We start from the raw sequence: 25,637 nt of genomic DNA on the forward strand, positions 1-25,637 counted from the left end.
ACGCAGCGTTCTCCGCCGCTTCGCGGCTCCGGGCCAAGGATGCATTCCCTCCCCGGCTGAAGCCGGGGATACCCTGCAAGATCAGGGATGGACGGAGTGCGTCCGGGAGGCCGCGTCGCCCCCGCCGGGGACCCGGCCGAGGCCGTGGCGGAGCAGCCGGGACAGCCGCAACAGCCGCAGGGAGCGGGCGACTTCGAGGAGGGTGAGGCGTAGGGTCGACGGCTGGAGGGGCGCCCCGGGTCCGCCGCCCGGGGCACCGCCGTGGCGCGGGCGCGGGCGCTCAGGGCCCGCTGGGCTCCTGCGTGTCGAGGAACGCGCGCACGGCCGCCGCTTCCCGGGCGGACAGGGTGAGGCGGAAGCGCCCGCGCAGCTCGGCGACGACCTGGTCGGGCGTCAGCTGCGTCTCGTCGCAGGTCCCGTCGGGGTGGCGGGTGCGCAGTGTGCGGTCGCGCAGCACGTACCGGGCGTGGTCCTCGCCGCGCTGGGCGGTGATGTGGCCGGTGAACACGGAGCGCGGGTGGGTGGCGGTGTAGTAGTAGGAGACGTCGACGTCGGAGGGCGCCGTGGTCTCGAAGCCGAAGGCGTAGACGTCGAACCAGCCGTCCGGGTGCAGCGAGCGCAGCACCCACGTCTCCTCGTCCTCCTGGTCGACCTTCCAGGTCCACGCGCCGACGGTGACCTGTTCGCCGGGGATGAGCGGTACGGGGTGCAGCGGGCCTTCGTCGCCGAAGCCGACGTCGGCCAGGAAGAGCCGGTCCTCGGCCTCGACGGTCAGGGTGGCGTGGGAGCGGAAGCGCAGGTCGCTCCGGTTGCCGCGGCGCACCCGGGCGAGGTGGCGGCGGACGGTGAATCCCAGGGCCTCCAGGGCGGCCGCGAAGAGCAGGTTCTGTTCGATGCAGCAGCCGCCGCGGCCGCGTTGCACGAACTTCTCCTGCAGGGAGCCCGTGGTGATCGGGCCGGGCTCGGACAGGCCGATGTCGATGGTTTCGAAGCTGAAGGCGGCGAGGTGGAGGCGCTGCAGGCGGGTGAGCGTCTCGACGCCCGGCTCGCGCGGTCCGTCGTAGCCGATGCGCGCGAGGTAGGCGTCCAGGTCGAGGTCTTCGGTGCCCCACGGGGAGGACGCCGGGGCGGCGGCGGTGGCGGTGGTGGCAGTGGTGGCAGTGGTGGCGGTGGTGGTGGTCGACATGGGGGTGGCTCTCCTTCGGGACGGTTCACGTGGTCAGGCGGCCACGGCAGGGACAGCGGCCGGGACGGCCGGGACGGCGGGGCCGGCGCTGCGGGCGGTGCGGTGGACCGCTTCGCGCAGGGCGGCGGCGACCTCGGCGTCGTCGCGGGGGTGGGCGTGGGCGAACCGGTCGGCGGACGAGCGGACGGCGAGGTCGACGTCCTCGATGACGACGGCGCCGGCGACGCCGAGTGCCTTGCGGGCCTCGGCCTGGGCCCAGACGCCGCCGTACTGGCCGAAGGTGGCGCTCAGGACGGCGACGGGCTTGGCGGCCAGGGCGCCTGCCCCGTGGGGGCGCGACAGCCAGTCGATGGCGTTCTTCAGCACGGCGGACATGGTGCCGTTGTGCTCCGGGGTGAAGAGCATGATCGCGTCGGCGCGTGCGGCGGCGTCGCGCAGGGCGGCGGCCGCGGCGGGGACGGTGTCCGGGTGGTCGGTGTCCTCGTTGTAGAAGGGGATGGCGGCCAGGCCCTCGTACAGCTCGACGGCGACCCCGTCGGGTGCCAGCTGTACGGCGGTTTCGGCGAGTTGGCGGTTGTGCGAGCCGGCCCGGAGGCTGCCGGACAGCGCGAGGATGTGCAGGGTCATGAACGTCGCCTCCTTGGGGCGGAGTGGGTCTCAGTGCTCCGACAGGAGCGATCCCAGGCCGGGGACGCGGTCCTGGATCCCGTTGTGCCGCAGGGCGTGCCAGTACAGCGCGGTGTTGTTGGAGATGACGGGTTTGCCGATCCAGGTCTCGGCGGTGGCCGCCAGGCGCGCCAGGGCCACGTTGGTGCCGATCTGGACGACGGCGTCCACGTCCTGGCCGTCGATCTCCTTGATGATGTCGCGCAGTTCGGCCTCGGAGACGTGGGCGATGCGGGCCGGGTTGCTGCAGCCGAGCCCCCGCACCGTCACCACGTCGTAGCCGGTGTCGGTGAAGAAGCGGCTCGCGGTGTCGTCGCCGACCGGGACGTAGGGGGTGATGAGCGCGATGCGGCGGGCGCCGTAGGAGTCCAGGGCCTCGCGCAGGGCGTCGGGGCTCATGGTGACGGGGCGGCCGCCGGAGGCCGCCTTCATGGACGCCAGGACCCGGGCGTGGGATTCGGGGCCGTCCCAGTAGATCTCGGGAGAGAAGCCGATGACGATGCAGTCCGGGTCGCAGGGCGTCAGGTGCTTGATCGCCTCGTGGGTGGCGTCCCGGTAGCTGGCGAGCAGGGAGGCGACGTCATCGGCGATGCAGAGGTTCTCGGTGGGCATGCGGCCGGTGTGGTTCGTGACGCCCGCCGGCCGCATGGATTCCATTTCCGGCTGCGCGGAGGTGTTCGTGGCGGGGACGATCACGCCGACCTTGAGGCGCGGCCCGAGCGAGTCGGTCATGGTTCTCTCCTTGCGCGGAATGCGGGGCCGCCACCCGGGAAATCCTGCCGGATATCGGGCGGCTGCCCGGATCTTCGGCCGTTCCATTTCCGGATGTTGAAAACTAACTCATCCGGCGGCCCTTTTTCGATCCCCCCGCAGGTCACGCTCAGTGAGACCCCTCCGCCTGCGTTCCCCTAATAGTGGCAGCGGATTTCCGTCGAACCGTAGGGACCTAGGTCCTTCCAGCCGGGGTCGTACGTACTACCGGACCCCGAATCCGGAATACGCCCCGGTAATGTACGGAAACCGGCGGGTAGGGGTTTAAAAGGCAGCCGGGGGCGTTGCGGCGATGAACTCCAGAAGGCGTTCGTTGACGAGGTCGGGGCGTTCCAGGTTGAGGCCGTGGCCGGCCCTGTCGACGATCTCGGCCCGCACGCCCGGGATGAGGGCGGTGACGCGCGCGTGGACGCGGCGCGGGCGCAGCAGGGCGCTGCGGCGGCCGATGAGGACGAGGGCGGGCAGGGTGAGGGAGCGCAGTTCGTCGTCGGTGAAGGGGCGGGCGGCGGGGCGGGCGGCGGGTTTGTAGGTGCGCATGCCGAGCATGAGGGGGGCGATCATCTCGGGGGGTGCGGCGAGGGCGGGGTTGGCCAGGAGGCGGCCGAGGGCGGGGCGCAGGCGGCGGGGGGCGAGCATGCCGAAGAGGCCGGCGGTCATGTGCGCGTAGAAGCGGGCGGGGACCTTTTCGATGCCGCCGGGGTCGAGGGCGGTGACGGTGGCGAGGCGTTCGGGGGCGTGGACGGCCTGGTTGAGGGCGAGCCAGCCGCCGTAGGAGACGCCGACGAGGTGGACGCGGTGGAGTCCGAGGCCTGCGAGGACCTCGCCGAGCCAGGCGGCGTTCTCGCGGGAGCCGGGGGCGGCGGTGTGCTGGACGCTGCGGCCGGGGTCGTCGAGGGTGCCGACGGCGTAGACGGGGTGGCGGGCGCCGAGGGCGGCGATCTGGGGGTGCCAGTTGGAGGGGTGTCCGGCGTGGCCGTGGAGCAGGACGACCGGCTCGCGGCCGTCCTCGGGGGCGTCCTCGGGGGCGGGGTCGGGGGCGTCCTCGGGGGCGGGGTCGTGGTGGTGGACGTGGACGGTGCCGTAGGAGGTCTCGACGTCGAGTTCCCGGTGGGGGGCGGGCCACAGGTGCATGGCGCGGTCGTAGGCGTCGAGGAATCGGGTGCGGGCTTCGTCGCTGACAAAGTGTCCGACGGCCGTCCTGGTCATGGGGTCCCCTCCTGACGGGCAGCGCGGTGCCGTGCGGGGTGTCGCGCAGGGCGTCTCCGCAGCACTTGATGGTATGTTTGTACCATAAAAGAGAGTGGAGGGACCCGGATGCCGAAGCTGGTGGATCACGAGGAGCGGCGCGCCCACATCGTCGACGCGCTGCTGCGCTCGGCGGCGGCCGGCGGACTGCACGCCGTCACGATGCGCTCCGTCGCCGTGGAGGCGGGCGTGTCGGTGCGGCTGGTGCAGTACTACTTCGACACCAAGGAGCAGTTGCTGCTGGCCGCGATGCAGCGCCTGGCGGCGCGCATGGGCGAGCGGGTGAGCGGGCGGGTCGCCGCGCGGGTCGCCACGGCGGGGCCGGGGGCACCGGCGCCGCGGGACGTCGTGGAGGCGGTGCTGCTGGAGGCGGTGCCGACGGACGAGGAGAGCCGGACCTTCCACCTCGTGTACACCGAGTACGCGGTGCTGTCGGTCACCGATCCGGCGCTGGGCGGGCAGGCGTTCCTGGCCGCGCCCAACGAGATGGAGGCGTTCCTGGCCGCGCAGCTGAGCGCCGCGCAGCGGGCCGGCCAGGCGGCGGCGGGGCTGGACGCGCGCCAGGAGGCGGTCGTGCTGCTGGCGGTGTCGGCGGGGCTGGGGCTGAGCGTGCTGCTGGGGCAGCGGACGGCCCACGACGCGACGGCGGTGCTGGGCTACCACCTCGGGCGGATCTTCCCCGCCCGGTAGCCCGGGCCAACCACCGTGCGCGGCAGTGCCCGGGGGTGCGGCTGGTGCGGGCGGCGGCCGCCGAGGCGCGGGCACGCGGGGCCGCGGGGCTGCACGTCGACTTCGAGCCGCGCCTGGCGGCGTTCTACGAGCGGTGCGGATTCCGGCCGACGGCGGCGGGGCTGATGGCGCCGGACGGAAACCGGGGACCTCTTGCACGATAGTCGTCGCGGAGATAATCTCCGCGTAGAACATTTCGAGCGATGGGGAGAGCACGACATGTGGAGCCACGAGTACACCGGTGAGACGACGGCGGCACCCGAGGCGGTCTGGGCGGTGCTCAAGGACCTCGACAACTGGCCGCAGTGGGACACCTCCATGGAGTCGGTCACCCTGCTCGGCCCGTTCGAGGTCGGCGCGAAGGTGTCGATGACGCCCTCCGGCCAGGACCCGATCACCTCGGTGATCACCGCGATCGAGGAGAACGCCCACTACGCGGACGAGACCGCGTTCGCCGGCGTGGTGCTGCGCTTCAGCCACCGGCTCGGCCCGCGCGCCGGCGGCGGCACCACGGTGGTGCACCGCCTGGAGATCGACGGCCCGGCCGCCGGCGAGACGGGCCCGCAGCTGGGCCCGGCCATCACCGAGGACTTCCCCGAGGCGATGGAGGCCCTGTTCACCCACGCGGGCGGCTCCGTCTTGTGAGCCCCCGCGTGAGCCCCCCGGCCGCAGGCCCGTACCCGCGCCCGCTCCGGCGGGCGTGACAGGGGCCGGACCTGCGGCTGCGACAGTCCGCGCTGCGCCGGCGGCGGGCCGTATGGACGCTGTCGTCATCACCCCAAGCCCCGGCAGCGCACGCCGGGCGCCGTCGAACACCTCGTCCAGCGGCCGCCCCCGGCGGGCCCTCCCTGACGCCCCCTTGACGCCCTCTTGGCTCCCCCCGGTCGGGGCCGGGTGTCGCCGCCGGGCCGTGCGCCCGTACCGTGGTGGCCAGTTGACCGTGTTCTATCAGGAGGGGTTATCGCGATGGACAACGACCGTACGACCACCTGGCGCAAGAGCACTCACAGCGGCGATTCCAACGGCTGCGTGGAGGTCGCCGACGGGTTCACCGGGGTCATGCCCGTGCGGGACTCCAAGGACCCGCACGGGCCGGTGCTGCGCTTCCGGTCCTCGGCCTGGCAGGCCTTCGTGACGGCCGTGCGCGGCGGGGAGTTCGACCGCCCGGCATAGCGCGGCCGCGTCAGAGCGCCGGCACCATGCCTTCCTCGGCGGCGAGGACTTCACCGCCGGGGAAGGCGGCCCGGGCCTCGGCGGCGGGGCGGGTGCGGTCGGTGCCGGGCCGGAAGTGGGTCAGCAGGAGGCGGCGGGCCGCGGCGCGGGTGGCGCAGGCGGCGGCCTGGGCGGGGCCGAGGAGGCGGGGGTCGGCTTCGGTGCCGTTCAGGGTGGTTCCGGCGATGAACAGGTCGGCGCCGGCGGCGAGTTGGTCCAGGGCCGGGCAGGCTCGCGTCGCCGCTGTAGGCGAGGGTGAGGCCGGGGGCGGCCAGGCGCGGGTAGGTGCCGTAGCCGAGGTCGAGGACGAGGCGGTGGCCGTCGTGGTCGAGGAGGAAGCCGCTGGCGGCGCGGTGGGCCTCGGGCCATGCTCCGCAGGTTCCGAGGACGGTGAGTTGGCTCGGCATGCGGACGATCATCGCACGCCCCTCCCCCGCCCGGGGCGGGGAGGAGGGGTAACGGCTTTTGGTGCCAGTGCTGTTGGGGATGGTCGGGAACGCGCTTGGCCGACGTGTACAGGAGCCGACGTGTGTAGGAGCCGACGCGCCCTTGCCGGGGTCAGCGTGCCGTGACGGGGCGCCAGGTGTCGTGCAGGAGGGCGGCGGCGGGGGCGGCCTGGGTGTGGCCGGCGCGGTAGGCGGCCTGCCAGGTGGCGCGGTCGGCGGGGCCGGCGGTGTCCAGGAGGCGGGCGGCGTCCGGGTCGGGGGCGAGGGTGAGGGCGCCGGGCGTCGCGCCGGCGCCGGGGTGGCGGTGGGCGAGCGGGTCGACGACGACCAGGGTGCGGGCGCCGGCGGCGAGGTCGGCGTTGGTGCCGGCGCGCAGCGCGCCGTCGATGTGGTGGCGGCCGTCGACGGTGACGGGCACCTCGATGCCGGGGAAGGCGCTGGAGGCGGCGACGGCGCGGGCCAGGGGCACGCCGCAGGCGGCGTCCCAGACGGCGGGCTCGCCGCTGTCGGCGCACACGGCGGTGACGAGCAGGCGCTGTTCGGGCCAGGTGTCGGTGGCGATCAGTGCGGCGCGGCGGCGCACGAGGTCGGCTTCGGCCTCGGGGTCGGCGGTGTCCAGGGCGAGGCGGCCGACGCGGCGGCGGGCCTCGGCGGGGTCCAGTCCCTGGCCGAGGAGGGCGAAGACGGCGCCGGTGAGGGCGGGGTCGGGGCGCCGGGCGGGGGCGGCGCCGGTGGGGGTGGCGAGGCGGGCGGGGTCCTGTCCGGCCGTCAGGACGGCGGCGATCATGGCGCCGGCGGAGGTGCCCACGGTCAGGTCGGCCTCGGCGAGGTCGACGCCGGCTTCGCGCAGGCCGGCGGCCAGGCCGGCCGTCCAGGCGGTGCCCAGGTAGCCGCCGGGGCCGAGCACCAGGGCGCGGTCGGCGGCAAGGTCGTCATCGGTCCGCATGGCGGTTCCCCCCGTTGTCGAAGACGCCGTTGTTGAAACGACTGTTTCATATACTGGCACACTCAGAAGACCTGAACGAGGGAGGGCGGCGGCGATGGGACGACCGGCCGATCCGCACCGGCGCGAGCGCACCGTGGCGCTGGCCGCCGACTACGTGCTGGCCCACGGGCTGGCCGGGCTGAGCCTGCGTCCGCTGGCCGAGGCGCTCGCGACCAGTCCGCGGATGCTGCTCTACGACTTCGGCAGCAAGCAGGAGCTGGTGGCGGCGGTGCTCGCCGAGGCGCGCCGGCGCGGGGCCGCGCGGCTGGCCGAGGGGCTGCCGGCGGCGCACGGGGCGAGTGCGGCGCAGCGGCTGCGCGGGATCTGGCGGTGGCTGAGCGCGCCGGAGCGGGCGCCGTTCGTGCGGCTGGCCTTCGAGGTGCACGCCGACCACCTGGCCCATCCGGAGCGCCACCCGGAGGGGCGGCGGGCGGTCACGGACTGGCTGGTGGTGCTGCGCGAGCACCTGGCGCAGGTGTGCGCGGGGCCGCAGGACGTCGTCACGCCGACGCTGGTGATGGCCGTGCTGCGGGGTCTGCTGTTCGACCTGACGCTGACGGGTGACCGCGAGCGCACCGCGCTGGCGGTGGAGCGCCTGGCCGCGCTCCTGGAGGCGCAAGAGGCCCAAGGGACATAGGAAACGCGCCCGGGCCCGTGCCATCCCCTCGGATGGCACGGGCCCGGGCAGGCCGGCCGGCTGGTCAGGTGCGGCTGTTGGTGGCGCGGGTGCGCCGGGAGACGGAGTCCAGGACGACGGCGGCGAGCAGGACGGCGCCGGTGATCATGTACTGGATGGCCTGGGCCGCGTGGACCATGTCGAGTCCGGTGGTGATGGACTGGATGACGAGGATGCCCAGCAGTGCCGACCAGGTCTTGCCGCGTCCGCCGAAGAGGCTGGTGCCGCCGATGACGGCGGCGGCGATCGCGCTCATCAGGACGTTGCCGCCGCCGAGCTGCTTGTCGGCGGAGCCCTGCTGGGAGGCGATGAACAGGCCGCCGAGGCCGGCGAGGGTGGCGGAGGTCATGTAGACGGAGATGCGCACCCAGGCGACGTTGATGCCCGCGCGGCGGGCGGCCTCGACGCCGCCGCCGACCGCGAAGACCTGGCGGCCGTAGGCGGTGCGGCGCAGCACGAAGTCGGTGGCGAGGACGACGCCGAGCAGGACGACGAGCGGCAGGGGCAGGCCGCGGTCCTGGTTGAGGGCGTAGGCCAGCGGCAGGGCGAGGACGGCGAGGGCGCCGGTGCGCAGGGCGATGTCGGCGGTGGGGCGGGCGGTGAGGCCGAGGGCCTTGCGGCGCTGGGCGGTGCGCAGTTGGGCGGCGAGGTAGAGGGCGGGGGCGAGGACGGCCAGGGCCCAGGCGTAGACGATGTCGCCGTCGCCGAGGAAGTTGGTGTCGAGGGTGGCGATGAGGCCGTCGTGGCGGTTGTTGACGGTGCCGAGGTCGCCGAGGACGTAGTCCTGCAGGCCGCTCCAGGCGAGCATGCCGGCGAGGGTGACGACGAAGGCGGGGACGCCGATGCGGGCGAAGAAGAAGCCGTGCAGGGCGCCGATGGCGCAGGCGGTGGCGAGGGCGATGAGGACGGCCTGCCATTCGGCGAGGCCTTCGCGCACGGCGAGGACGGAGGCGATGGCGGCGCAGACGCCGGCGACGGAGCCGAGGGAGAGGTCGATCTCGCCGAGGAGGAGGACGAAGACGACGCCCACGGCGATGAGGCCGGGTCCGGCGATGTACTTGGTGATGTTGGTGAGGTTGTCGGCCTGGAGGAAGTGGCCGGTGGCGGACTGGAAGATGACGGCGATGAGGATGAGGCCGAGGACGACGGGGGTGGAGCCGAGTTCGCCGCTGGTGAGGCGGCGGCGGGCCTCGTCGAGGTAGCCGCTCAGGCCGGTGGAGCGCACCAGCAGGCGCGGGTCGGCGGCGGGGGTCTTGGCGGCCGGGGTGTCGGCGCCGGTGTCGGTGGGGGTGCTCATGCGGCGTCCTCCTGCGAGGCTCGGCGGGCCTGGCGGCGGGTGACCGCGTTGTCGGTGGCGCCGGTGATGGCGGAGACGATCTGTTCCTGGGTGGTGTCGGCGACGGTGAAGACGCCGTTGTTGCGGCCCAGGCGCAGGACGGCGACGGTGTCGGCGACCGCGCGCACGTCGGCCATGTTGTGGCTGATGAGGATGACGCCCAGGCCGCGTTCGCGCAGGCGCTCGACGAGGTCGAGGACCTGGGCGGTCTGTTCGACGCCGAGGGCGGCGGTGGGCTCGTCGAGGATGACGACGGCGGGCTCGCCGACCAGGGCGCGGGCGATGGCGACGACCTGGCGCTGGCCGCCGGAGAGGGCGGCGACGGGGATGCGCACGTCGGGGATGCGGATGGACAGGGTGTCCAGGAGCTCGCGGGCCTGCTGTTCCATGGCGACCTCGTCGAGGAGGCCGTTGCGGAGCTTCTCGCGGCCGAGGAAGAGGTTGGCGACGACGTCGAGGTTGTCGCACAGGGCGAGGTCCTGGTAGACGGTGGCGATGCCGAGGGCCTGGGCGTCCTGGGGGCGGGTCAGGCGTACCGCCTCGCTGCGCCAGGTGATGGTGCCCTCGTCGACGGGGTGGACCCCGGCGATGGTCTTGACGAGGGTGGACTTGCCGGCGCCGTTGTCGCCGACGAGGGCGAGGACCTCGCCGGCGTGGACGTCGAGGTCGACGTCGGTGAGGGCCTGGACGGCGCCGAAGCGCTTGGAGACCGCGCGCAGTTGGAGGACGGGTGCGCCTGTCACGTGAACCTTCTCGTGTGGTGGGGTGCTTGGAGCGTGGGACCGGGCGCCGGTGTTACTGGAGGCCGGCGGCGGCGCAGGCGGCGGCGTAGTCGGCGGTGCAGATGTCGGCGACCTTGTAGAGGCCGTCGGCGACGACGGTGTCCTTGATGTTGGCCTTGGTGACGACCTTGGCGTCCAGGAGCTTGGCGGGGATGGCCTTGTCGGTGTCGCTGTCGACGCCGGCGGTGGCGAGGGACTTGACGTCCTTGCCCTTGAGGAGGTCGACGGCCAGTTCGGCGGCGGAGTCGGCGAGGGGGCGGTAGGCCTTGTAGATGGTGTAGGCCTGGTCGCCGGTGACGATGCGCTGGATGGCGTCGAGGCCGGCGTCCTGGCCGCCGACGGGGACCTTGATGCCGGAGCTCTGGAGCTGGGTGATGATGGCGCCGGCCATGCCGTCGTTGGCGGAGTAGACGGCCTGGAAGCCGGTCTTGCCGAGCTGGGTGACGGCGGCGCCGATCTTCTGGGAGGCGACGGTGGGCTTCCACTCGCCGGACTGCTCGTAGACGACCTTCTTGACCTTGCCGTCGAGGACCTTGTGGGCGCCGGCCTTGAACTGGGCGGCGTTGGGGTCGGCCTCGTCGCCGTTGATCATGACGATGTTGGCGTCGGAGGCCTGCGGGCCGACCGCGTCCAGCAGGGCCTGGCCCTGGAGTTCGCCGACCTTCTCGTTGTCGAAGGAGACGTAGGCGGCGACCGGGCCGGTGGCCAGGCGGTCGTAGGCGACGACCTTGACGCCCTTGGCGGCGGCCTCCTGCACCCAGCCCTGGGTGGACTTGGCGTCGTAGGCGTCCAGGACGATCACCTTCACGCCCTGGGCTATCAGGGTGTCGAACTGCTGCTTCTGCTTGGCGGCGCTGCCTTCGGCGTTGTTGTAGAGCACCTTGCAGTCCGCGCACAGGGACTTGACCTTGGCCTCGATGAAGGGGCGGTCGAAGGACTCGTAGCGCGTGGAGGAGGCGTTCTCGGGCAGCAGCAGGCCAATGGAGGTGCTGTCGCCGGAGGCGGCCGAGTCCTTCTTGTCGCCGCCGGCCTTGCCGCACGCGGCCATGGACAGGGCCATCGCGACGGCGGTGGTGGCGATGAGGGCGCGACGCGTCATTGCGTTCATGGGTGGGGTGCCTCTCGTGGACGTCGCCGCGGCGCAGCGGCGGAGTGGGGGGAGTTAAACCTGCCCACGCGTATGGCGTCAATAAGTAAATCCATGCTCCGGGGAATCGGCCATCATTCGTTATCTTCGTGAACGCTTGCCCGGGATCGAAACCTGGAGGATTCTCCAAGGGCCAGGTCAGGGCGTCGGGCGCGGCGGCGGGGTCCGGGAGCTGATCCATCTGACGAAGTGTCAGGTTACGGTCAGGTCGTTCCTGGTCAGGGGCGGCGGATGCGGGCCGTGAACGCGCAAGGGGATGCCCGCCGTCCCCCCGTGACAGCGGGCATCCCTGCTTCTTGACGTGGCGTCAGGGGCGGTCGAGGGTGATCGAGTTGATCGGGCCCAGGTCGTACCAGACGCCGTTCCGGGCGGCGATGTCGTAGACGCAGTCGGCGCCGCCCGCGCCGCGGCACAGGTGGGCGTGGGCGCCGCCGGTCTGGTTGTTGAGGACCCAGTGGTTGCCGTACTGGCCGCTGAGGTTGTGGGCGCCGTAGCTCCAGAACACGTCGCTGGGGGCGGAGGCGGGGTTCTGGTTCTGCGGGTAGATGCAGACGGCGCCGGACGGGCAGCCGGCCCAGGAGCCGTCGGCGGCGCCGGCGCTGCCGGCGGTCAGGGTCGTCAGGGCGGCGGTCGTCAGGGCGAGTGCGGCGGCGGCGTGGGTGATCCTGCGCATCAGGTGGTTCTCCCTTGCTGGTGTGCGCTGGTCTGGCCAGTGCCGTCAGCGTAGGAAGAAGCGGGCGGCGGCGGTCCCTGACAGGTGACAGGGGGTCCGCCGCCGCGCCGGGGGCTCAGAGTTTGGTGGCGGAGAAGGTGTCGCACTGGGTCATGTCGCCGCCGCGGTAGCCGGTGGTGAACCAGGTCTTGCGCTGGTCGGAGGAGCCGTGGGTCCAGCTCTCCGGGTTGACCTTGCCGGTGGCCTGCTTCTGGATGCGGTCGTCGCCGACGGCCGCGGCGGCGTCCAGGCCCTGGGCGATGTCCTGGTCGGTGATCGAGGTGATCAGCGGGCGGCCGGTGGAGGGCTGCTTGGTGGTGGTCGCGTAGTGCGCCCACACCCCGGCGTAGCAGTCGGCCTGCAGCTCCAGGCGCACCGAGGCGCTGGTGGCGCCCTGGCGGTCGCCGCCGACCTTCTGCATGGCGCCGGTCAGGGTCTGGATGTGGTGGCCGTACTCGTGGGCGACGACGTAGGACTCGGCGAAGGGGCCGCCCTTGGCGCCGAAGCGGCTGGACAGCTCGTCGAAGAAGCCGAGGTCGAAGTAGGCCTTCTGGTCGCCGGGGCAGTAGAACGGGCCGACGGCGGAGGTCGCCGGGCCGCAGGCGGTGTTGACGCGGCCGGTGAACAGCACCGTCTCGGCGCTCTTGTAGGCGGTGCCGCGCCTGGGCAGCTCGGTGCGCCAGAAGTCCTGGAGGCTGTTGGTGACGGCGACGATGCGGCAGTCCTGGCGCTTGTTGGCGTCGGCGCCGGTCTTGCAGGCCTGCCCCACCTCGCCGGCGGTGCGGGTGCCGGCGGAGGAGGTGGAGCCGCCGCCGGAGGACAGGCCCAGCAGCTGGGGGTCCACGCCCAGCAGGACCGCGAACAGCACGGCGATCAGGCCCACCGCCCCGCCACCGATGGCGACCTTCCCGCCCGGGATGCCGCGCCGGTCGTCGACCTGTGAGGTGTCGAGGTCGCCCTGGTCGTCGAACTGCATGCCTGTGCCCGCTTCTGTCTCGTCGTCGTACGCGTGTGCCCGCCCCGACTCCCCGCGGCGGGCCGCACCAGCCTACGGGGGCGGGCGGCCGCGGACCGTCACCGAGCGGGACTCACGCGCGGGCGGACCGTCACCGAGCGGGACTCACGCGCGGGCGGGGCTCACGCGCGGGTGGCGAGTCCGGCGCCGCCCACCACGCGCAGCAGCTCCAGGCGCCCGGCGCTGTCACTGCCCGGCGCGGCGCTGTTGACCACCAGCACCTGGTCCGTGCCCCCGGCGACCAGCACCTCGCACTCCAGCTCCAGGCGCCCCACCTGCGGGTGCAGCACCGTCTTGCGGCTGCTGCGCCGCACGGCGACCTCGTGGCGCTCCCAGTAGGAGGCGAACTCCGGTCCGGTGGCGTGGAGTTGGGCGAGCAGTTCGGTCACGCGCGGATCCCCGGGGCGGGCGGCGTGGGCGGCGCGCAGGTGGGCGACGTGACCGCGGGCCAGGTCCTCGTGCTCCTCGGGCGCGAACAGCTCGCGCGAGGCGGGTTCGGCGAACCAGCGCAGCACGAGGTTGCGCCGCCCGGGCGGGTGCGCGGCGACGTCGCCGAGGAGGGCGGCGGCCATCGCGTTCTGCACGAGGACGTCACCGAGGTCGGACAGCACCTGGGCGGGGGTGTCGTGGAGGCGGTCGAGGATGAGCAGCAGGCCGGGGCGCACGTGGGTGAGCGGGCTGTGACGGCGCGGCGGTTCGTGGCCGGAGAGGTGGAAGAGGTGGTCGTGCTCGTCCTCGCTCAGGCGCAGGGCGCGGGCCAGGGCCGCCAGGAGCTGGGGCGAGGGCTGGGGGCCGCGGGCCTGTTCGAGGCGGGCGTAGTAGTCGACGGACAGGCCGGCGAGGTGGGCGACCTCCTCGCGGCGCAGCCCGGGGGTGCGGCGGCGGGCGGTGGGCGCCAGGCCGCAGTCGGCGGGGGTGAGGCGGGCGCGGGAGCGGGTGAGGAAGTCGGCGAGGGCCGGTCGGTCGATCATGCGTCCAAGGATGGCCCGGCGGGGCGGGGCGTATCCAGGCATCGGCGGTCCGTGGTTATCCAGGGATCGGCGATCCGTGGTTGCAGAGGTCTCTGCCGCAGCGCTCCGGGGGCGGGCAGGGTTTGTTCCTGTCAGCGGTGAACGGCTGTGAGCGGAGAAGACTGTGACGACGATTCTGGTGACGGGTGCGACGGGCAAGGTCGGGCGGCGGCTGGTGCCGCGGCTGGTGCGGTGGGCCGGTGCCGGGCGGGTGCGGGTGCTGGTGCGCGACGCCGCCCGGGCCGGTGACCTGGCCGCCCTGGGGGTGGACGTGGTCAGCGGGGACCTGCGGGAGGCGGGCGACCGGGCGCGGGCGCTGGACGGCGCGTCGGTGGTGGTGAACGTGGCGGCGGCCTTCCGCGGGGTGCCCGAGGAGGAGGTGTGGGCGGTCAACCGGGACGCGGCCGTGGCGCTGGGGCGCGAGGCGGCGGCGGCCGGGGTGCGGCGGTTCGTCCAGGCGAGCACGACGCTGGTGTACGGGCGGGGGCTGGGGCGTCCGGCCGTGGAGGAGGACCGCCTCGCCCCCGACCCGGCGTGGGGGATCTACCCGGTGTCCAAGGCCGAGGCCGAGGCGGGGCTGGCGGAGCTGGGCGGGCGGCTGCCGCTGGTGGTGGCGCGCCTGGCGTTCGTCTACGGCGAGGGCGACCCGCACCTGGCGGACTCCCTGCACTGGGCCGGCGCCTGGCCCGCGCACCAGCGGCTGGCGACGGTGCACCACGCGGACGTGTCCCAGGCGCTGTGGCGGGCGGCGGTGACCCCGGGGATCGCCGGGCGCACCTACAACGTGTGCGACGACGCGCCGCTGACGGCCTGGGACCTGCACGTCCTGAACGGGGCCGTGCACCCGGGCGGCGGCGCTGCGGCGACGGCGGAGTTCGACCCGTGGGAGGGCCAGGGCTCGACGGCGGCGGCGCGCCGGGACCTGGGGTGGCGCCCGCAGTACCCGTCGGCGTGGGCCGCGCTGGAGGCGGGGGCGCTGTAAGGGGGTCTGCCCCCGGGCCCGGTGCGGGCGGGGGGCGGACCGGGTGGCTCACGCCGCGGGCACCGGTGCGGGTGCGGGGGCGTAGCCGGCCGGGCGGGTGGTGAAGGTGCCGCGGCCCTGGGTGCGCGAGCGCAGGCGGCTCGCGTAGCCGAACAGTTCGGCCAGCGGCACCACGGCCGTCACCTGGGCGCCCGCCCGGGTGACGTCGGTGGCCTGGACGTGGGCGCGGCGGGCGGCGAGGTCGCCGAGGACGGTGCCCAGCGCGTCCTCGGGCACGCTGACCGTCACCTGGACGACGGGCTCCAGCAGTTGGAGGCGCCCGGCGCGCAGGGCCTCGCGCACGCCGTTGCGGGCGGCGGTGCGGAAGGCGAGCTCGGAGGAGTCCTTGGGGTGGGTGGCGCCGTCGGTGAGGGTGACGCGCACGCCGGTGACGGGGTGGCCGCCGAGCGGGCCCTCGGCGAGGGCGTCGCGGCAGCCGGCCTCGACGGCCTGCACGTACTCGCGCGGGACCCGTCCGCCGGTGACGGTGGACGTGAACACGAACTCCTCCTCTTGCGTGTCGTCCAGGGGCTGGACGTCGAGCACCAGGTGCGCGAACTGGCCGGCGCCGCCGTCCTGTTTGACGTGCCGGTGGACGAAGCCGCTGACGCCCGCGGCCAGGCGTTCGCGGTGGGCCACGCGCGGGCGGCCCACGACGGTGTCGATGCCGTGCTCGCGGCGGATCTTCTCCGCCGCGACCTCCAGGTGCAGCTCCCCCAGCCCGGCCAGCGTGCGCTGCCCGGTCTCGGGGTCGGTGCGCACCCGCAGCGACGGGTCCTCCTCGGCGAGGCGGGCCAGCGCGGTGGCGAGCTTGTCGGTGTCGGCGGCGCGGCGGGCCTCGACGGCGACGGTGACGACGGGCTCGGCGCTGACCGGGGCCTCCAGCAGGATCGGGGCACCGGGCGCACACAGGGTGGCGCCGGCGCGGGCGGCCTTGGGGCCGATCACGGCGACGATGTCCCCGGCCAGGGCCCGGTCGGTCTCGGTGCGGCGGTCGGCCTGGACGCGCAGGATGCGCGCGACGCGCTCCATGCGGCCGGTGGTGGTGTCCAGCACGAGGTCTCCCTTCTCCAGTCGACCGGCGTAGACGCGCAGGTAGGTCAGGCGTCCGGTGGGGGCGGCGCTCACCTTGAACGCCAGGGCGGTGAACGGCTGCCCGGGGTCGGCGGCGCGCTCCAGGACGGTGTCGTCGCCGGGGCCGGCGGTGCCGCGCACGGCGGGCACGTCCAGCGGGGAGGGCAGGTAGGCGCAGACGGCGTCCAGGAGCGGTTCGATGCCGCGGTTGCGGTAGGCGGAGCCGCACAGCACCACCACCGCCTCGCCGGCGGCGGTCAGGTCGCGCAGGGCGGCCGTCAGGGTGGCGGCGCCCAGGGCGCCGTCGGTGCAGAACTCCTCCAGGGCGCCGGGGTGCAGGGCGGCCACCTCCTCCTCCAGGGCGCGCCGGCGGGCGGCGGCCTCGTCGGCGAGGTGCGCGGGCACCGGGTGCTCGCGCATGCCGTCCTCCTCGCTCCAGGTCAGGGCGCGCAAGGTGATCAGGTCGACGACGCCGGTGAACGCGTCCTCGGCGCCGACGGGCAGCTGCACGGCCAGCGGGTGCGGGTGCAGGCGCTCGCGGATGGAGGCGACGGCGGCGTCCAGGTCGGCGCCGGCGCGGTCCAGCTTGTTGACGAACGCGATCCTGGGCACGCCGTGGCGCTCGGCCTGACGCCACACCGACTCGCTCTGCGGCTCGACGCCGGCCACCGCGTCGAACACCGCGACCGCGCCGTCCAGGACGCGCAGCGAGCGCTCGACCTCGTCGGCGAAGTCGACGTGGCCGGGGGTGTCGATGAGGTTGATCCGGTGCCCGGCCCAGGCGCAGGAGACGGCGGCGGCGAAGATGGTGATGCCGCGGTCGCGTTCCTGGGGGTCGAAGTCGGTGACGGTGGTGCCGTCGTGGACCTCGCCGCGCTTGTGGGTGGTGCCGGTGAGGTAGAGGATCCGTTCGGTGACGGTGGTCTTGCCGGCGTCGACGTGGGCGAGGATGCCGAGGTTGCGGACGGCGGCGATCGCGGTGGCGGTGCCGGCGGTGCCGGTGGTCGTGGTGGTGGCGGTGCCGGTGGTGGTCTCGGTGCGCATGGCCCGGCCTTTCGGAGGTGATCCGTGGGTGGGTGGGCGCGCGATTCGACGGGTGCTGACGTGACGTCGCCTGTGGTGGCGTGTGCGGCCCTCGGCCGTCTGCGGGTGGCCTTGTTCAGGCGTTCGTCGCACTCGTCCCCCGGTGCCGGCCGCGCAGCGGGCACCGGAAGGACGGGGACACCAGGATCACCTCGTACCGGGACGCGGGAGAGGCGGCAGGAGCCGTGGAGGGGGTGGCGGCGGTGCGCTGGGCGGCCATGGCCACTCCCCTCCCCTCACTGCTGGTCTCGGCGCGTCACGGGTGTGACTGCCCGGCGAGTCTAGGGAAGGCGGGCGGCGCGGCGCGACGGGATTTCCCGCGGCCTCGTGCGCGGGTCGGTGCTCGGGTCAGTGCGCGGACTGCTTCCAGGCGGTGGCGGTGAAGGTGAGGTCGCGGTCGGGGTCCTTGACGCGCAGTTCGAGGTACATGACGCTGTGGCCGGACTGGTCGCTGCTGTCGAGGCAGAACCGGGTGCCGGCGGTGAGCTGGTCGTAGGTCAGCGCGGTGTTCTTGTACTTCTGCCGGCTGTCCAGCTGCTGGAGCGCCGTCAGGCAGCCGGCGAGGTCCTTCGGCGCGTCCACGGGGGCGACGAGGTCGGTGGCGATGTGCAGGACGGGCGCGGCGCCCTGGCCGTCGCACTGGTAGGTGACGTTGCCCCGCCGGGCGGTGGCGTGCGGCGGGCCGGCGGGGTCGTCGAGCTGGACGCCCCAGCCCGATCCGCCGTTGAACGGGCAGCTCCCGCCCTGCATGGTGAACGTGGCCGGCTGGTAGAGCTGGACGTAGGCCGGGCCGCCCGCACTGGGCGTCAGCGTCGGGCCGCGCCCGGGCACGGGGAGTCCTCCGGGCTGCTCGCGGGTGCCCGTCGCGGCGGACGCGGCGCCGGTGTCCGGGGAGGAGCCGGGGGCGTTGACGAAGGCGATCACCAGGCCGGCGGCCAGCAGCGTACAGGCGCCGATGAGCGCGATGCGCCGGCGGCGGGCGCGGATGACGCGGGGGTCGTCGAAGGTGACCGGGGACAGCAGGACGGGCCTGCGGGGCGCCTCGATGGCCCGGGGCGGCTCGGCGGCCCGGGGCGGGGGCGGTGTGTCGACGGCGGTCGGGGCCGGGGCCGGGGGCTGTTCGGCCGGCGGACGCAGGCGGGCCAGGGCGGCGTGGGCGTCCTCGGGCCGGTCGGCGGGGTGTTTGGCGAGCAGGTCCAGGACGAGGGCGTCCAGGTGCGCGGGGATGCCGGCGCGCACGGTGCCGGGGGCGGGCGGGGTCTTGTCGATGTGCTGGTAGAGGATCGAGCCGATGTTGCCGGTGGCGGTGTCGACCCAGGGGCTGCCGGTGAGCAGCTGGTAGAGGACGCAGCCGAACGCGTACAGGTCGGTGCGGTGGTCGAGGCCGGTGGCGCCGTTGATCTGTTCGGGGGCCATGTAGAGCGGGGTGCCGGCGATGGCGCCGGTGGCGGTGAGCTGGGTGGCGCCGGCCAGGCGGGCGATCCCGAAGTCGCAGATCTTGACCCGTCCGCCGTCCAGCAGGAACAGGTTGGCGGGTTTGATGTCGCGGTGGACGATGCCGTGCGCGTGGGCGGCGGCCAGGGCCTCCAGCACCTGCGCGGCGAGGTCGAGTGCCTGGTCCAGGGGCAGTCCGCCGGGGTGGCCGGCGATGGTGCGCTGCAGGTCGTGGCCCCGCATCAGCTCCATCACGAGGAACAGCACGGGCTGGGTGCCGTCGTGGTGCTCGCCGACGTCGAAGACGGTGGTGATGCCCGGGTGCACCAGCTGGGCGGCGATCTCGGCCTCGCGGCGGAAGCGGGCCACCTCGGTGGCGTCCGCGCCGGCGGCCAGCGGCAGGATCTTGACGGCCACCGGGCGGCGCAGCCGCCGGTCGGTGGCGCGCCACACCTCGCCCATGCCGCCGCGGCCGATCAGGCCGGCCAGCTCGTAGCGGTCGGCCAGTTCCATCCCCGTGCGCACCGGCACTCCCCCGTGATCCGTGACACCCGCGCCCCTCGCGCGCGGGTCATTCCACCAGCGCGCGAGGGGCCCGGTCCAGTCGCGGAGGTGCGCACGGCGCGGGGCGGGGCGGGCACATCTCCCGGCCGGCGTCCGTACGTTCCCGGACGACCGGTACCGCGGGCGGCCACCGGGCCTGCCCTCCCCCGGAGGGCTCCGCGAGCCGGGCGTGCCGGCGGCAGCTGCCTCCCGTCCCCGCCGCCAACAGCCGGGAGCGGGGACCCGCGGTTCTCGCATCCCTTCGCCCCTGGAGGGTTCCGCCAGACTGCACGGCGTACCGGCGGCGGCAGCCGCCTCCCGTCCCCGCCGCCGACGGCCGGGACCCGCGGTTCTCGCATCCCCTCGCCCCGGAGGGTTCCGCCAGACTGCACGGCGTACCGGCGGCGGCAGCTTGTTCCCGTCCCCGCCGCCGACGGCCGGGACCCGCGGTTCTCGCATCCCCTCGCCCCGGAGGGTTCCGCCAGACTGCACGGCGTACCAGCGGCAGCAGCCTGCTCCTGTCCCCGCCACCGACAGCCGGGAGCGAGAGCCCACTGTTCTCACAACCCCTCCCCCTCCCCCGAGGGCGCCGCAAGGCCGCCCGGCGTGTCGGGGCCTGCCGCCGGGAGGGGCGGATGTCAGTCGAAGAGGCGGCGGTGGTGGGCCAGGGCGGCGGCCTCGGTGCGGGAGGTGACGGCGAGTTTGGCGAGGATGTTGGAGGCGTGGACGCCGGCGGTCTTGGCGGAGATGAACAGGGCCTCGCCGATGGCGCGGTTGCTGTGGCCCTGGGCGACCAGGCGCAGCACGTCGGTCTCGCGCGGGGTCAGGCCCAGGCCCTGGGCGCCTTCGGGGGCGGTGGTGGTCAGGCGGTGGCGGGCGGCCAGGCGGGCGGTGTGGCGGGTGAGGGCGGGGGCGGGCAGGGCGGTGGCGAGGGTGTCGGCCTCGCGCAGGAACTCCTCGGCGGCGGTGCGCTCGCCGGTGGCCAGGGCGGCGTCGGCGGCGCGCAGCAGGGCTTCGGCGAGGGGGTGGGGGTGGGCGAGGGTGCGCCAGGCGGTGACGGCGGCGTGCTGGGCGGCGGCCTCGGTGCTCAGGAGGGCGCGGCAGGAGGCGCGGTGGGCCTGCTGGAGGGGGCCGGGGGCGGGCAGGTGCTCGACGAGGGCGGTGAGGGTGGTGGTGAGGCCGGCGGCCGCCGGGTCGGGGTGCAGGGTCTGGGCGGTGAGCAGGCCGGTGTGGGCCAGCGGCCAGGCGAGGGCGGGGTGGTCGGCCAGGTGCGGGTCGGCGAGGGCGGTGCGCAGCAGGTGGGCGGCGCGGGTGTGGTCGCCGGTGGCGAGGGCGGTGCGCAGCTGGAGGTCGTGCAGGGGCAGGAGGAATTCGCGGCCGGTGTAGTGGGGGGTCAGGAGGCGTTCGGCGTGGGCGGCGGCCTCGGTGGCGGCGCCGGTGTCGTCGGCGGTGAGGGCGAGGGTGCCCAGGCAGGTGAGCAGGACGGCCCGGTACAGGGGCGGCGGGTCGAGGGCGAGGGCGTCGTCGGCGGCGGTGCGGGCCTGGTCGTGGTGGCCGAGGTGGGTGAGGGCGTCGGCGAGGACGGCGGCCAGGACGGCGCCGCGGCTGCCGGCCAGTCCGGCCCGGCGGGCGGCGTCCAGGCCGTGGCGGGCGGCGGTGGCGGCGTCCTCGTAGCGGCCGTCGGCCTTGTGGGTGACGCAGGCGACGACGGCGACGAGGGCGGCGGTGTCGTCGTCGCCGGCTTCGGCGGCCAGGCGGGCGGCGGTGTCGCAGTGGGCGCGGGCCTGGTCGGGGTTTCCGGTGTGGGAGGCGTGGGCGGCGAGGGTGGCCAGGGCGAGGGCCTGGACGCCGGGGTCGCCGGCCCGGCGGGCGAGGTGGAGGGCGGTTTCGGCGTGGCCGAGGGCCTCGTGGTGGTGGGTCAGGACCCACAGGCGGCTGGCGAGGGTGGCGAGCAGGCGGGCGCGGACGGCGACGGCGGGGGCGTCGGTGGGGGTGTCCGGTGCGGTGGGGGTGTCGGTGGGGGTGTCGGGCAGGGTGCGGACGGCTTCGCGCAGGTCGTCCAGGCCGTCCTGGCCGGCGCGGTGCTTGAGCAGGCTGCGGGTCTCCAGCAGCAGGGCGCGGCGGGCGGCGGCGGCCGGTGCGGCGGGGCCCGTGGGGGTGGTGTCGAGGAGGTCGAGGGCGGTGGTGGCGTGGGCGATGCCGCGCAGGGCCTGGCCGGCGTCCAGGGCGGCGCGGGCGGCGGCGGCCGCCACGTCGGCGCGCTCGGGCGGGGCGGCGGCATCGGTGCCGGCATCGGTGTCGGGGTGGCCGCCGGCGGGGTGGCCGCCGGTGGGCCAGAGGTCCAGGACCCGTTCCAGCAGGGCGAGTTGCTCGGCGTAGGCGTGGGCGCGCCGGGCCCGGTCGGCGGCGCGGGCGGCGGCGGCCAGCGCGCGGGGGCGGTCGCCGGCGGCGTGCCAGTGGGCGGCCAGGGCCGCGTCGAGCCGGTCGGGTGCGGCGAGGGCGGGGTCGGCGGCCAGCGCGCGGGCGTAGGCGGCGTGCAGGCGGGCGCGTTCGCCGGGCAGCAGGTCCTCGTGGACGGCGGCGCGCAGCAGGGCGTGGCGGAAGCGGTAGCCGTCGCCGTCGGGCTGCAGCAGGCGGCGTTCGACGGCCTGGCGCAGCCACTGGTCCAGGTCCGCGTGGTCGGGCAGGACGGCGGTGAGCAGGCGGTGGCCGACGGTGTCCTCGACGGCTCAGGCGGCCGAGGCGGCGCGCACCACCTGCCGTGCGGCATCGGGCAGTTCGCGCAGGGCGGTGAGCAGCAGGTCGCGCAGGGGGACGGGGGTGGCGGGGCCGCCGGCCTCGGCGAGGGCCTCGACGAACAGGGGGTTGCCCTGGCTGCGGCGGTGGATCTCCTCGGCGCGGGCGGGGTCGAGTCCGTGGTCGGCCAGCCAGCGGGCGACGTCGGCGCGGCGCAGCGGGGCGGGGTCGACGCGGCGTACGGGGCCCAGGCGGGCGAGGGCGGTGAGCAGGGGGTGCAGGGGGTGGTCGTCGGGCAGGTCGGTGGAGCGGTGGGTGGCCAGGAGGAGGACGCCGGGGCGGGTGAGGGTGCGGGCGAGGTAGAGCAGGAGGTCGCGGCTGGAGGTGTCGGCCCAGTGGAGGTCCTCGACGACCAGGACGACGGGGTGGTGTGCGGCGGCGGCCTCGACGAGGGTGCGGACGGCGTCGAAGAGGCGGGAGCGTCCGTGGGGGTCGGGTGCGGGCGGTGTCCGGGGGTCGTCGAGGGCGTGCGGGTGGGGGGTGTCGTCGAGTTCGGGCAGCCAGGGGGCGAGGGCGCGGCGCCCGGCGGGGCCGAGGGCGCCGGCCGTCCACGGGGTGCCGAACTCGCGTGCCAGGGCGCGCAGCAGGGCGGCGAACGGGGCGTAGGGGAGGCTGTCGGCGCCCAGGGCCAGGCAGCCGCCGAGGTAGGCGCGGGTGTCGGTGTGCGCGGCGAGGTGGGTGGTGAACTCCTCGACGAGGCGGGTCTTGCCGATCCCGGCCTCCCCGCCGACGAGGACCGTCAGCGGGCCGGCGGCGGACGCGTGGGCGTGGGCGTCGGCGAGGGCGCGCAGTTCGGCGCTGCGGGCCAGCAGGGGCGCGGGGCGGGACGGCGTGATCACCGGCGGCATCCTACGTCGGGGCGGGCGGGGGTGCGCCGAGGTGCTCGGGGCGGGCGGGGCGGGCGGGGCGAGGTCCTGGCCGAGGTCCTGGCCGAGGCGGCCGACGCCCTGGCCGGGGCCTGGGTTGTGTGCCGTTCGGCAGGGTTCGGGGCGCCCGGGCGCCGGATCTGAAGAGGTGTCTAGGCAATCCGCCCCATGTGCGGGGCGGGTGTGCGGAGCGAGGCTCTTCCCAGCGGTGATCGACACCGCCGCGCACCACGCGGTGCGCCGACGAAAGGCTCCGTCCGTGCACGCCGTTCTTCCCGATCCGCGCCGCTGGCGCACCCTGCCGGTGATCCTGCTGGCGACCTTCATGGCCGCGTTCGACTACATGGTCGTCAACGTCGCCGCTCCCTCCCTGGCCCGCGACCTGGGGGCGGGTCCGGCCGCGCTCGAACTGGTCGTCGGCGGCTACGGGTTCACCTACGCGGCGGGCCTGGTCACCGGCGGCAAGCTGGGCGACCTGTTCGGCCACCGGCGTCTGTTCCTGCTCGGCATGGCGGGCTTCACGGCCGCGTCCCTGCTGTGCGGGCTGGCCGCCAGTGCCCCCGAGCTGATCGCCGCCCGTCTCGTGCAGGGTCTGGCGGCGGCGGCGATGGCCCCGCAGGTCCTCGCCCTGATCACGGCCGCCTTCCCGGCCGGGGAGCGCCCGCGTGCCCTGGCCTGGTTCGGGCTGACGATCAGTCTGGGCGGCATAGCGGGGCAGGTGCTGGGCGGAGCGCTGCTGCAGGCCGACGTGTTCGGCCTGGGCTGGCGGGTGATCTTCCTGGTGAACGGGCCCGTCGGCGTCGGCGCGCTGGCCGCGGCCGCCCGTCTGCTGCCCCGGCGCGCCCCTGCCGCCCGCCCCGGCCTGGACCCGGTCGGCGCGCTCGCCCTGACCCTCGCCCTCGCGCTCGCCCTGGTGCCGCTGGTGGTCGGACGCGAGGAGGGCTGGCCGCTGTGGAGCGTGCTGTCGCTGGCGGCCGCCGTGCCCGCGCTGGCCGCGGCCCTGGCCTGGATGCGCCGTGTGGCCGCGCGCGGCGGCGAGCCGCTGCTCGACCTCGCCCTGTTCGCCTCCCGCCCGCTGCGCGTCGGACTGCTCGTCAACGTCGCCGTCATGGCCTCCTTCGGCGGCCTGATGCTCACCACCACCCTGCTCCTGCAGGGCGGGCTCGGCCTGGACGCCGCCCACGCCGGGCTGGTGTTCGTGCCGCTGGGCGTCGGCACCATGACCGCCGCCCTGCTCGGCCGGCACCTGGCCGCCCGCCTGGGCCCGCGCGCCCTGCCGGCCGGCAACGCCCTGGGCACCGCCGGCATCGCCCTGCTCGCCCTCGAACTGCACCTGGCCGGCGCCTCGGCCGGAGCGCCGCTGATAGCCGCGCCGCTGGCCCTGGTGGGCCTGGGAAGCGGGCTGACCATGCCCGCCCTGACCGGCACCGTCCTGGGCGGCGTGCGCCCCGAGCGGGCCGGCGCCGCCTCCGGGATCCTGACGACCACCCAGCAGTTCTCCACCGCCACCGGTGTGGCCGTCCTCGGCGCCGTCTTCTTCTCCGCCCTGGGCCACCACCCCACCCCGGCCGGCTACGCGGGCGCCGCCGAACACGCCCTGTGGCTCGCCGCGCTGCTGTACGCGGCGGCGACCGCCCTGGTCACGCGGCTTCCCCGGCCCCAGGCACCCGCCGCCGCGCCCGTCTCCGCACCCGCCGCCGCGGCCCCGGACACCAAGACCCCCGTCTCCGCCTGACCTCCTGCCCCCCTTTGCCCTCCCCCTCCCCCTCTCCCCCTCCTCCTGAAGGACTGATCACGATGCGCGGCTTCATCACCGACCCCACCGCCCCGGCCGGCCTGTGCCTGAGCGACACCCTGCCCGAACCCGAGCCCGCCGACGGCGAGTTCCTCATGGCCGTCCACGCCTACGCCCTCAACCGCGACGAGCTCAACCTCATCCGCCGCCGCCCCGACGGCTGGCGCCCCGGCCAGGACGTCGCCGGCACCGTGCTGCGCGCCGCCGCCGACGGCACCGGCCCCGCCGCCGGCACCCGCGTGCTGGCGCGCCTGGACGAGCACGGCTGGGCCGAGCGCGCGGCCGTGCCCGTCCACAGCGCCGCCGTCCTGGCGGACGCCGTCCCCTTCACGCAGGCGGCGACCCTGCCCATCGCGGGCGTCACCGCCCTGCGGGCCCTGCGCCAGGGCGGCCCGCTCCTGGGCGCGAACGTCCTGGTCACGGGCGCCACCGGCGGCGTCGGCCAGTTCGCCGTCCAGCTCGCGGCGGCCGCCGGTGCCCGCGTCACCGCCCACGTCAGCCGGCCCGAACGGGCCGAGGCCGCCCGGGCCCTGGGCGCCCGCCACATCGTCACCGGCCTCGCGGACGCCGCCGCCCACGGCCCCTACCAGCTGGTCCTGGACGGCATCGGCGGCCCCGGCCTCACCGATGCCGTCCGCCTGCTCGCCCCCGGCGCCACGGCCGTCCTGTACGGGAACGTCGCCGGGCCCTCCCAGCTGTCCATCGGCGACTTCTACGCCCAGGGCTGGAACGCCCGCCTCGTCGGCCTGATCAGCGGCGACCCCGCCGGCGCCACCGGAGAGGCCGGTCCGGGCATGGCGGCCGACCTCGCCACCCTGGTGCGCCTGGTCGCCGACGGCCGGCTCACCCCCCACACGAGCCTCACCGCCGACTGGACCCGCACCCCCGACGCCCTCACCGCCCTGGCCCGCCGCGACATCCGCGGCAAGGCCGTCCTGACCCTGCCCCCGGCCGGCACCGACCCCACCCTCGACCGCCACCTGTGACCCGCCCCGCAACGGGCCACCGGCCCCCGCCGAGCCGGCTCCCACACCAACTCCCGGGCCGCGCAGCCAGATCGCTCCGGTCGCCGACCAACTTTCCTGCCGCAAAGGCCAGTTCGGCCGG

The 25,637-nt window shown here is 75.3% G+C and carries 23 protein-coding genes; 7 read left to right on the forward strand and 16 right to left on the reverse strand.

Annotation, left to right across the window (positions count from 1 at the left end; genetic code table 11):
- Positions 1–280 precede the first annotated feature (280 nt).
- The 4 genes from ACFXDE_RS37430 to ACFXDE_RS37445 form a co-directional block, all read right to left on the reverse strand.
- The gene (locus ACFXDE_RS37430; RefSeq protein WP_380498829.1) at positions 281–1,186 is read right to left on the reverse strand and encodes an arylamine N-acetyltransferase; all 906 of its coding nucleotides are present in this window, start codon (positions 1,184–1,186) and stop codon (positions 281–283) included.
- Positions 1,187–1,219: 33 nt separating this feature from the next.
- Entirely contained in the window at positions 1,220–1,813 is a 594-nt protein-coding gene (locus tag ACFXDE_RS37435) for an NAD(P)H-dependent oxidoreductase (protein WP_380498830.1), read from the reverse strand.
- Positions 1,814–1,843: 30 nt separating this feature from the next.
- Complete coding sequence (locus ACFXDE_RS37440; RefSeq protein ID WP_380498831.1) at positions 1,844–2,584, reverse strand: arylmalonate decarboxylase; 741 nt, start codon at positions 2,582–2,584, stop codon at positions 1,844–1,846.
- Positions 2,585–2,887: 303 nt separating this feature from the next.
- Positions 2,888–3,829 (reverse strand): alpha/beta fold hydrolase, encoded by a 942-nt coding sequence (locus tag ACFXDE_RS37445; RefSeq protein ID WP_380498832.1) that lies wholly within the window; start codon positions 3,827–3,829, stop codon positions 2,888–2,890.
- Positions 3,830–3,937: 108 nt separating this feature from the next.
- On the opposite strand from ACFXDE_RS37445, the gene ACFXDE_RS37450 reads away from it, so the two are divergent.
- The 3 genes from ACFXDE_RS37450 to ACFXDE_RS37460 all read left to right on the forward strand — a co-directional run bounded on the left by ACFXDE_RS37450 (position 3,938) and on the right by ACFXDE_RS37460 (position 5,770).
- The gene (locus ACFXDE_RS37450; RefSeq protein ID WP_380498833.1) at positions 3,938–4,558 is read left to right on the forward strand and encodes a TetR/AcrR family transcriptional regulator; all 621 of its coding nucleotides are present in this window, start codon (positions 3,938–3,940) and stop codon (positions 4,556–4,558) included.
- A gap of 258 nt (positions 4,559–4,816) precedes the next feature.
- Positions 4,817–5,242: an SRPBCC family protein gene (locus ACFXDE_RS37455; RefSeq protein WP_380498834.1), complete on the forward strand. Its 426-nt coding sequence runs from the start codon at positions 4,817–4,819 to the stop codon at positions 5,240–5,242.
- 321 nt (positions 5,243–5,563) lie between these two features.
- On the forward strand, positions 5,564–5,770 hold the full coding sequence (locus ACFXDE_RS37460; RefSeq protein WP_359969935.1) for a DUF397 domain-containing protein: 207 nt from the start codon (positions 5,564–5,566) through the stop codon (positions 5,768–5,770).
- Positions 5,771–6,367: 597 nt separating this feature from the next.
- Here ACFXDE_RS37460 and ACFXDE_RS37465 read toward each other — a convergent pair.
- Complete coding sequence (locus tag ACFXDE_RS37465; RefSeq protein ID WP_380498835.1) at positions 6,368–7,201, reverse strand: patatin-like phospholipase family protein; 834 nt, start codon at positions 7,199–7,201, stop codon at positions 6,368–6,370.
- Positions 7,202–7,295: 94 nt separating this feature from the next.
- Between ACFXDE_RS37465 and ACFXDE_RS37470 the strand changes: the two genes are divergently transcribed.
- Complete coding sequence (locus ACFXDE_RS37470; protein WP_380498836.1) at positions 7,296–7,877, forward strand: TetR family transcriptional regulator; 582 nt, start codon at positions 7,296–7,298, stop codon at positions 7,875–7,877.
- 64 nt (positions 7,878–7,941) lie between these two features.
- Here ACFXDE_RS37470 and ACFXDE_RS37475 read toward each other — a convergent pair whose 3' ends face one another.
- From ACFXDE_RS37475 to ACFXDE_RS37500, 6 genes are all read right to left on the reverse strand, one after another.
- Positions 7,942–9,213 carry a sugar ABC transporter permease gene (locus ACFXDE_RS37475; protein ID WP_380446744.1) on the reverse strand — a complete coding sequence of 424 codons (1,272 nt, stop codon included), beginning with the start codon at positions 9,211–9,213 and terminating at the stop codon, positions 7,942–7,944.
- On the reverse strand, positions 9,210–9,995 hold the full coding sequence (locus tag ACFXDE_RS37480; protein ID WP_380446741.1) for an ATP-binding cassette domain-containing protein: 786 nt from the start codon (positions 9,993–9,995) through the stop codon (positions 9,210–9,212). The genes ACFXDE_RS37475 and ACFXDE_RS37480 overlap by 4 nt, the downstream gene beginning before the upstream one ends.
- Before the next feature lie 52 nt (positions 9,996–10,047).
- On the reverse strand, positions 10,048–11,142 hold the full coding sequence (locus tag ACFXDE_RS37485) for a sugar ABC transporter substrate-binding protein (RefSeq protein WP_380446738.1): 1,095 nt from the start codon (positions 11,140–11,142) through the stop codon (positions 10,048–10,050).
- Positions 11,143–11,488: 346 nt separating this feature from the next.
- A complete protein-coding gene (locus tag ACFXDE_RS37490; RefSeq protein WP_380446736.1) occupies positions 11,489–11,854 on the reverse strand; it encodes a hypothetical protein in 366 nt (121 codons plus the stop codon).
- A 115-nt stretch (positions 11,855–11,969) separates the two neighbouring features.
- Positions 11,970–12,869, reverse strand: a complete 900-nt coding sequence (locus tag ACFXDE_RS37495) for a neutral zinc metallopeptidase (protein ID WP_380446733.1) — start codon at positions 12,867–12,869, stop codon at positions 11,970–11,972.
- 161 nt (positions 12,870–13,030) lie between these two features.
- Complete coding sequence (locus ACFXDE_RS37500; protein WP_380498850.1) at positions 13,031–13,876, reverse strand: helix-turn-helix transcriptional regulator; 846 nt, start codon at positions 13,874–13,876, stop codon at positions 13,031–13,033.
- A 166-nt stretch (positions 13,877–14,042) separates the two neighbouring features.
- Between ACFXDE_RS37500 and ACFXDE_RS37505 the strand changes: the two genes are divergently transcribed.
- Positions 14,043–14,900: an NAD-dependent epimerase/dehydratase family protein gene (locus ACFXDE_RS37505; RefSeq protein WP_380498837.1), complete on the forward strand. Its 858-nt coding sequence runs from the start codon at positions 14,043–14,045 to the stop codon at positions 14,898–14,900.
- Positions 14,901–14,948: 48 nt separating this feature from the next.
- On the opposite strand, the gene fusA is transcribed toward ACFXDE_RS37505, so the two are convergent.
- The 5 genes from fusA to ACFXDE_RS37530 all read right to left on the reverse strand — a co-directional run bounded on the left by fusA (position 14,949) and on the right by ACFXDE_RS37530 (position 22,708).
- Positions 14,949–17,057, reverse strand: coding sequence for an elongation factor G (fusA, locus tag ACFXDE_RS37510; RefSeq protein ID WP_380498838.1), 2,109 nt, complete (start codon positions 17,055–17,057; stop codon positions 14,949–14,951).
- Between the two features lie 115 nt (positions 17,058–17,172).
- Complete coding sequence (locus ACFXDE_RS37515) at positions 17,173–17,316, reverse strand: hypothetical protein (protein ID WP_380446725.1); 144 nt, start codon at positions 17,314–17,316, stop codon at positions 17,173–17,175.
- Positions 17,317–17,444: 128 nt separating this feature from the next.
- Positions 17,445–19,055, reverse strand: coding sequence for a serine/threonine-protein kinase (locus tag ACFXDE_RS37520; RefSeq protein WP_380498839.1), 1,611 nt, complete (start codon positions 19,053–19,055; stop codon positions 17,445–17,447).
- Between the two features lie 656 nt (positions 19,056–19,711).
- The gene (locus ACFXDE_RS37525) at positions 19,712–21,325 is read right to left on the reverse strand and encodes a LuxR C-terminal-related transcriptional regulator (RefSeq protein WP_380498840.1); all 1,614 of its coding nucleotides are present in this window, start codon (positions 21,323–21,325) and stop codon (positions 19,712–19,714) included.
- 477 nt (positions 21,326–21,802) lie between these two features.
- A complete protein-coding gene (locus ACFXDE_RS37530) occupies positions 21,803–22,708 on the reverse strand; it encodes an AAA family ATPase (protein WP_380498841.1) in 906 nt (301 codons plus the stop codon).
- 286 nt (positions 22,709–22,994) lie between these two features.
- Between ACFXDE_RS37530 and ACFXDE_RS37535 the strand changes: the two genes are divergently transcribed.
- Positions 22,995–24,470, forward strand: coding sequence for an MFS transporter (locus ACFXDE_RS37535; protein WP_380498842.1), 1,476 nt, complete (start codon positions 22,995–22,997; stop codon positions 24,468–24,470).
- A gap of 62 nt (positions 24,471–24,532) precedes the next feature.
- Positions 24,533–25,516: a zinc-binding dehydrogenase gene (locus tag ACFXDE_RS37540; RefSeq protein ID WP_380498843.1), complete on the forward strand. Its 984-nt coding sequence runs from the start codon at positions 24,533–24,535 to the stop codon at positions 25,514–25,516.
- Positions 25,517–25,637: the final 121 nt, after the last annotated feature.

Origin of the sequence: Kitasatospora sp. NPDC059408 (assembly GCF_042751525.1) — a bacterium.
Taxonomy (GTDB): Bacteria; Actinomycetota; Actinomycetes; order Streptomycetales; family Streptomycetaceae; genus Kitasatospora.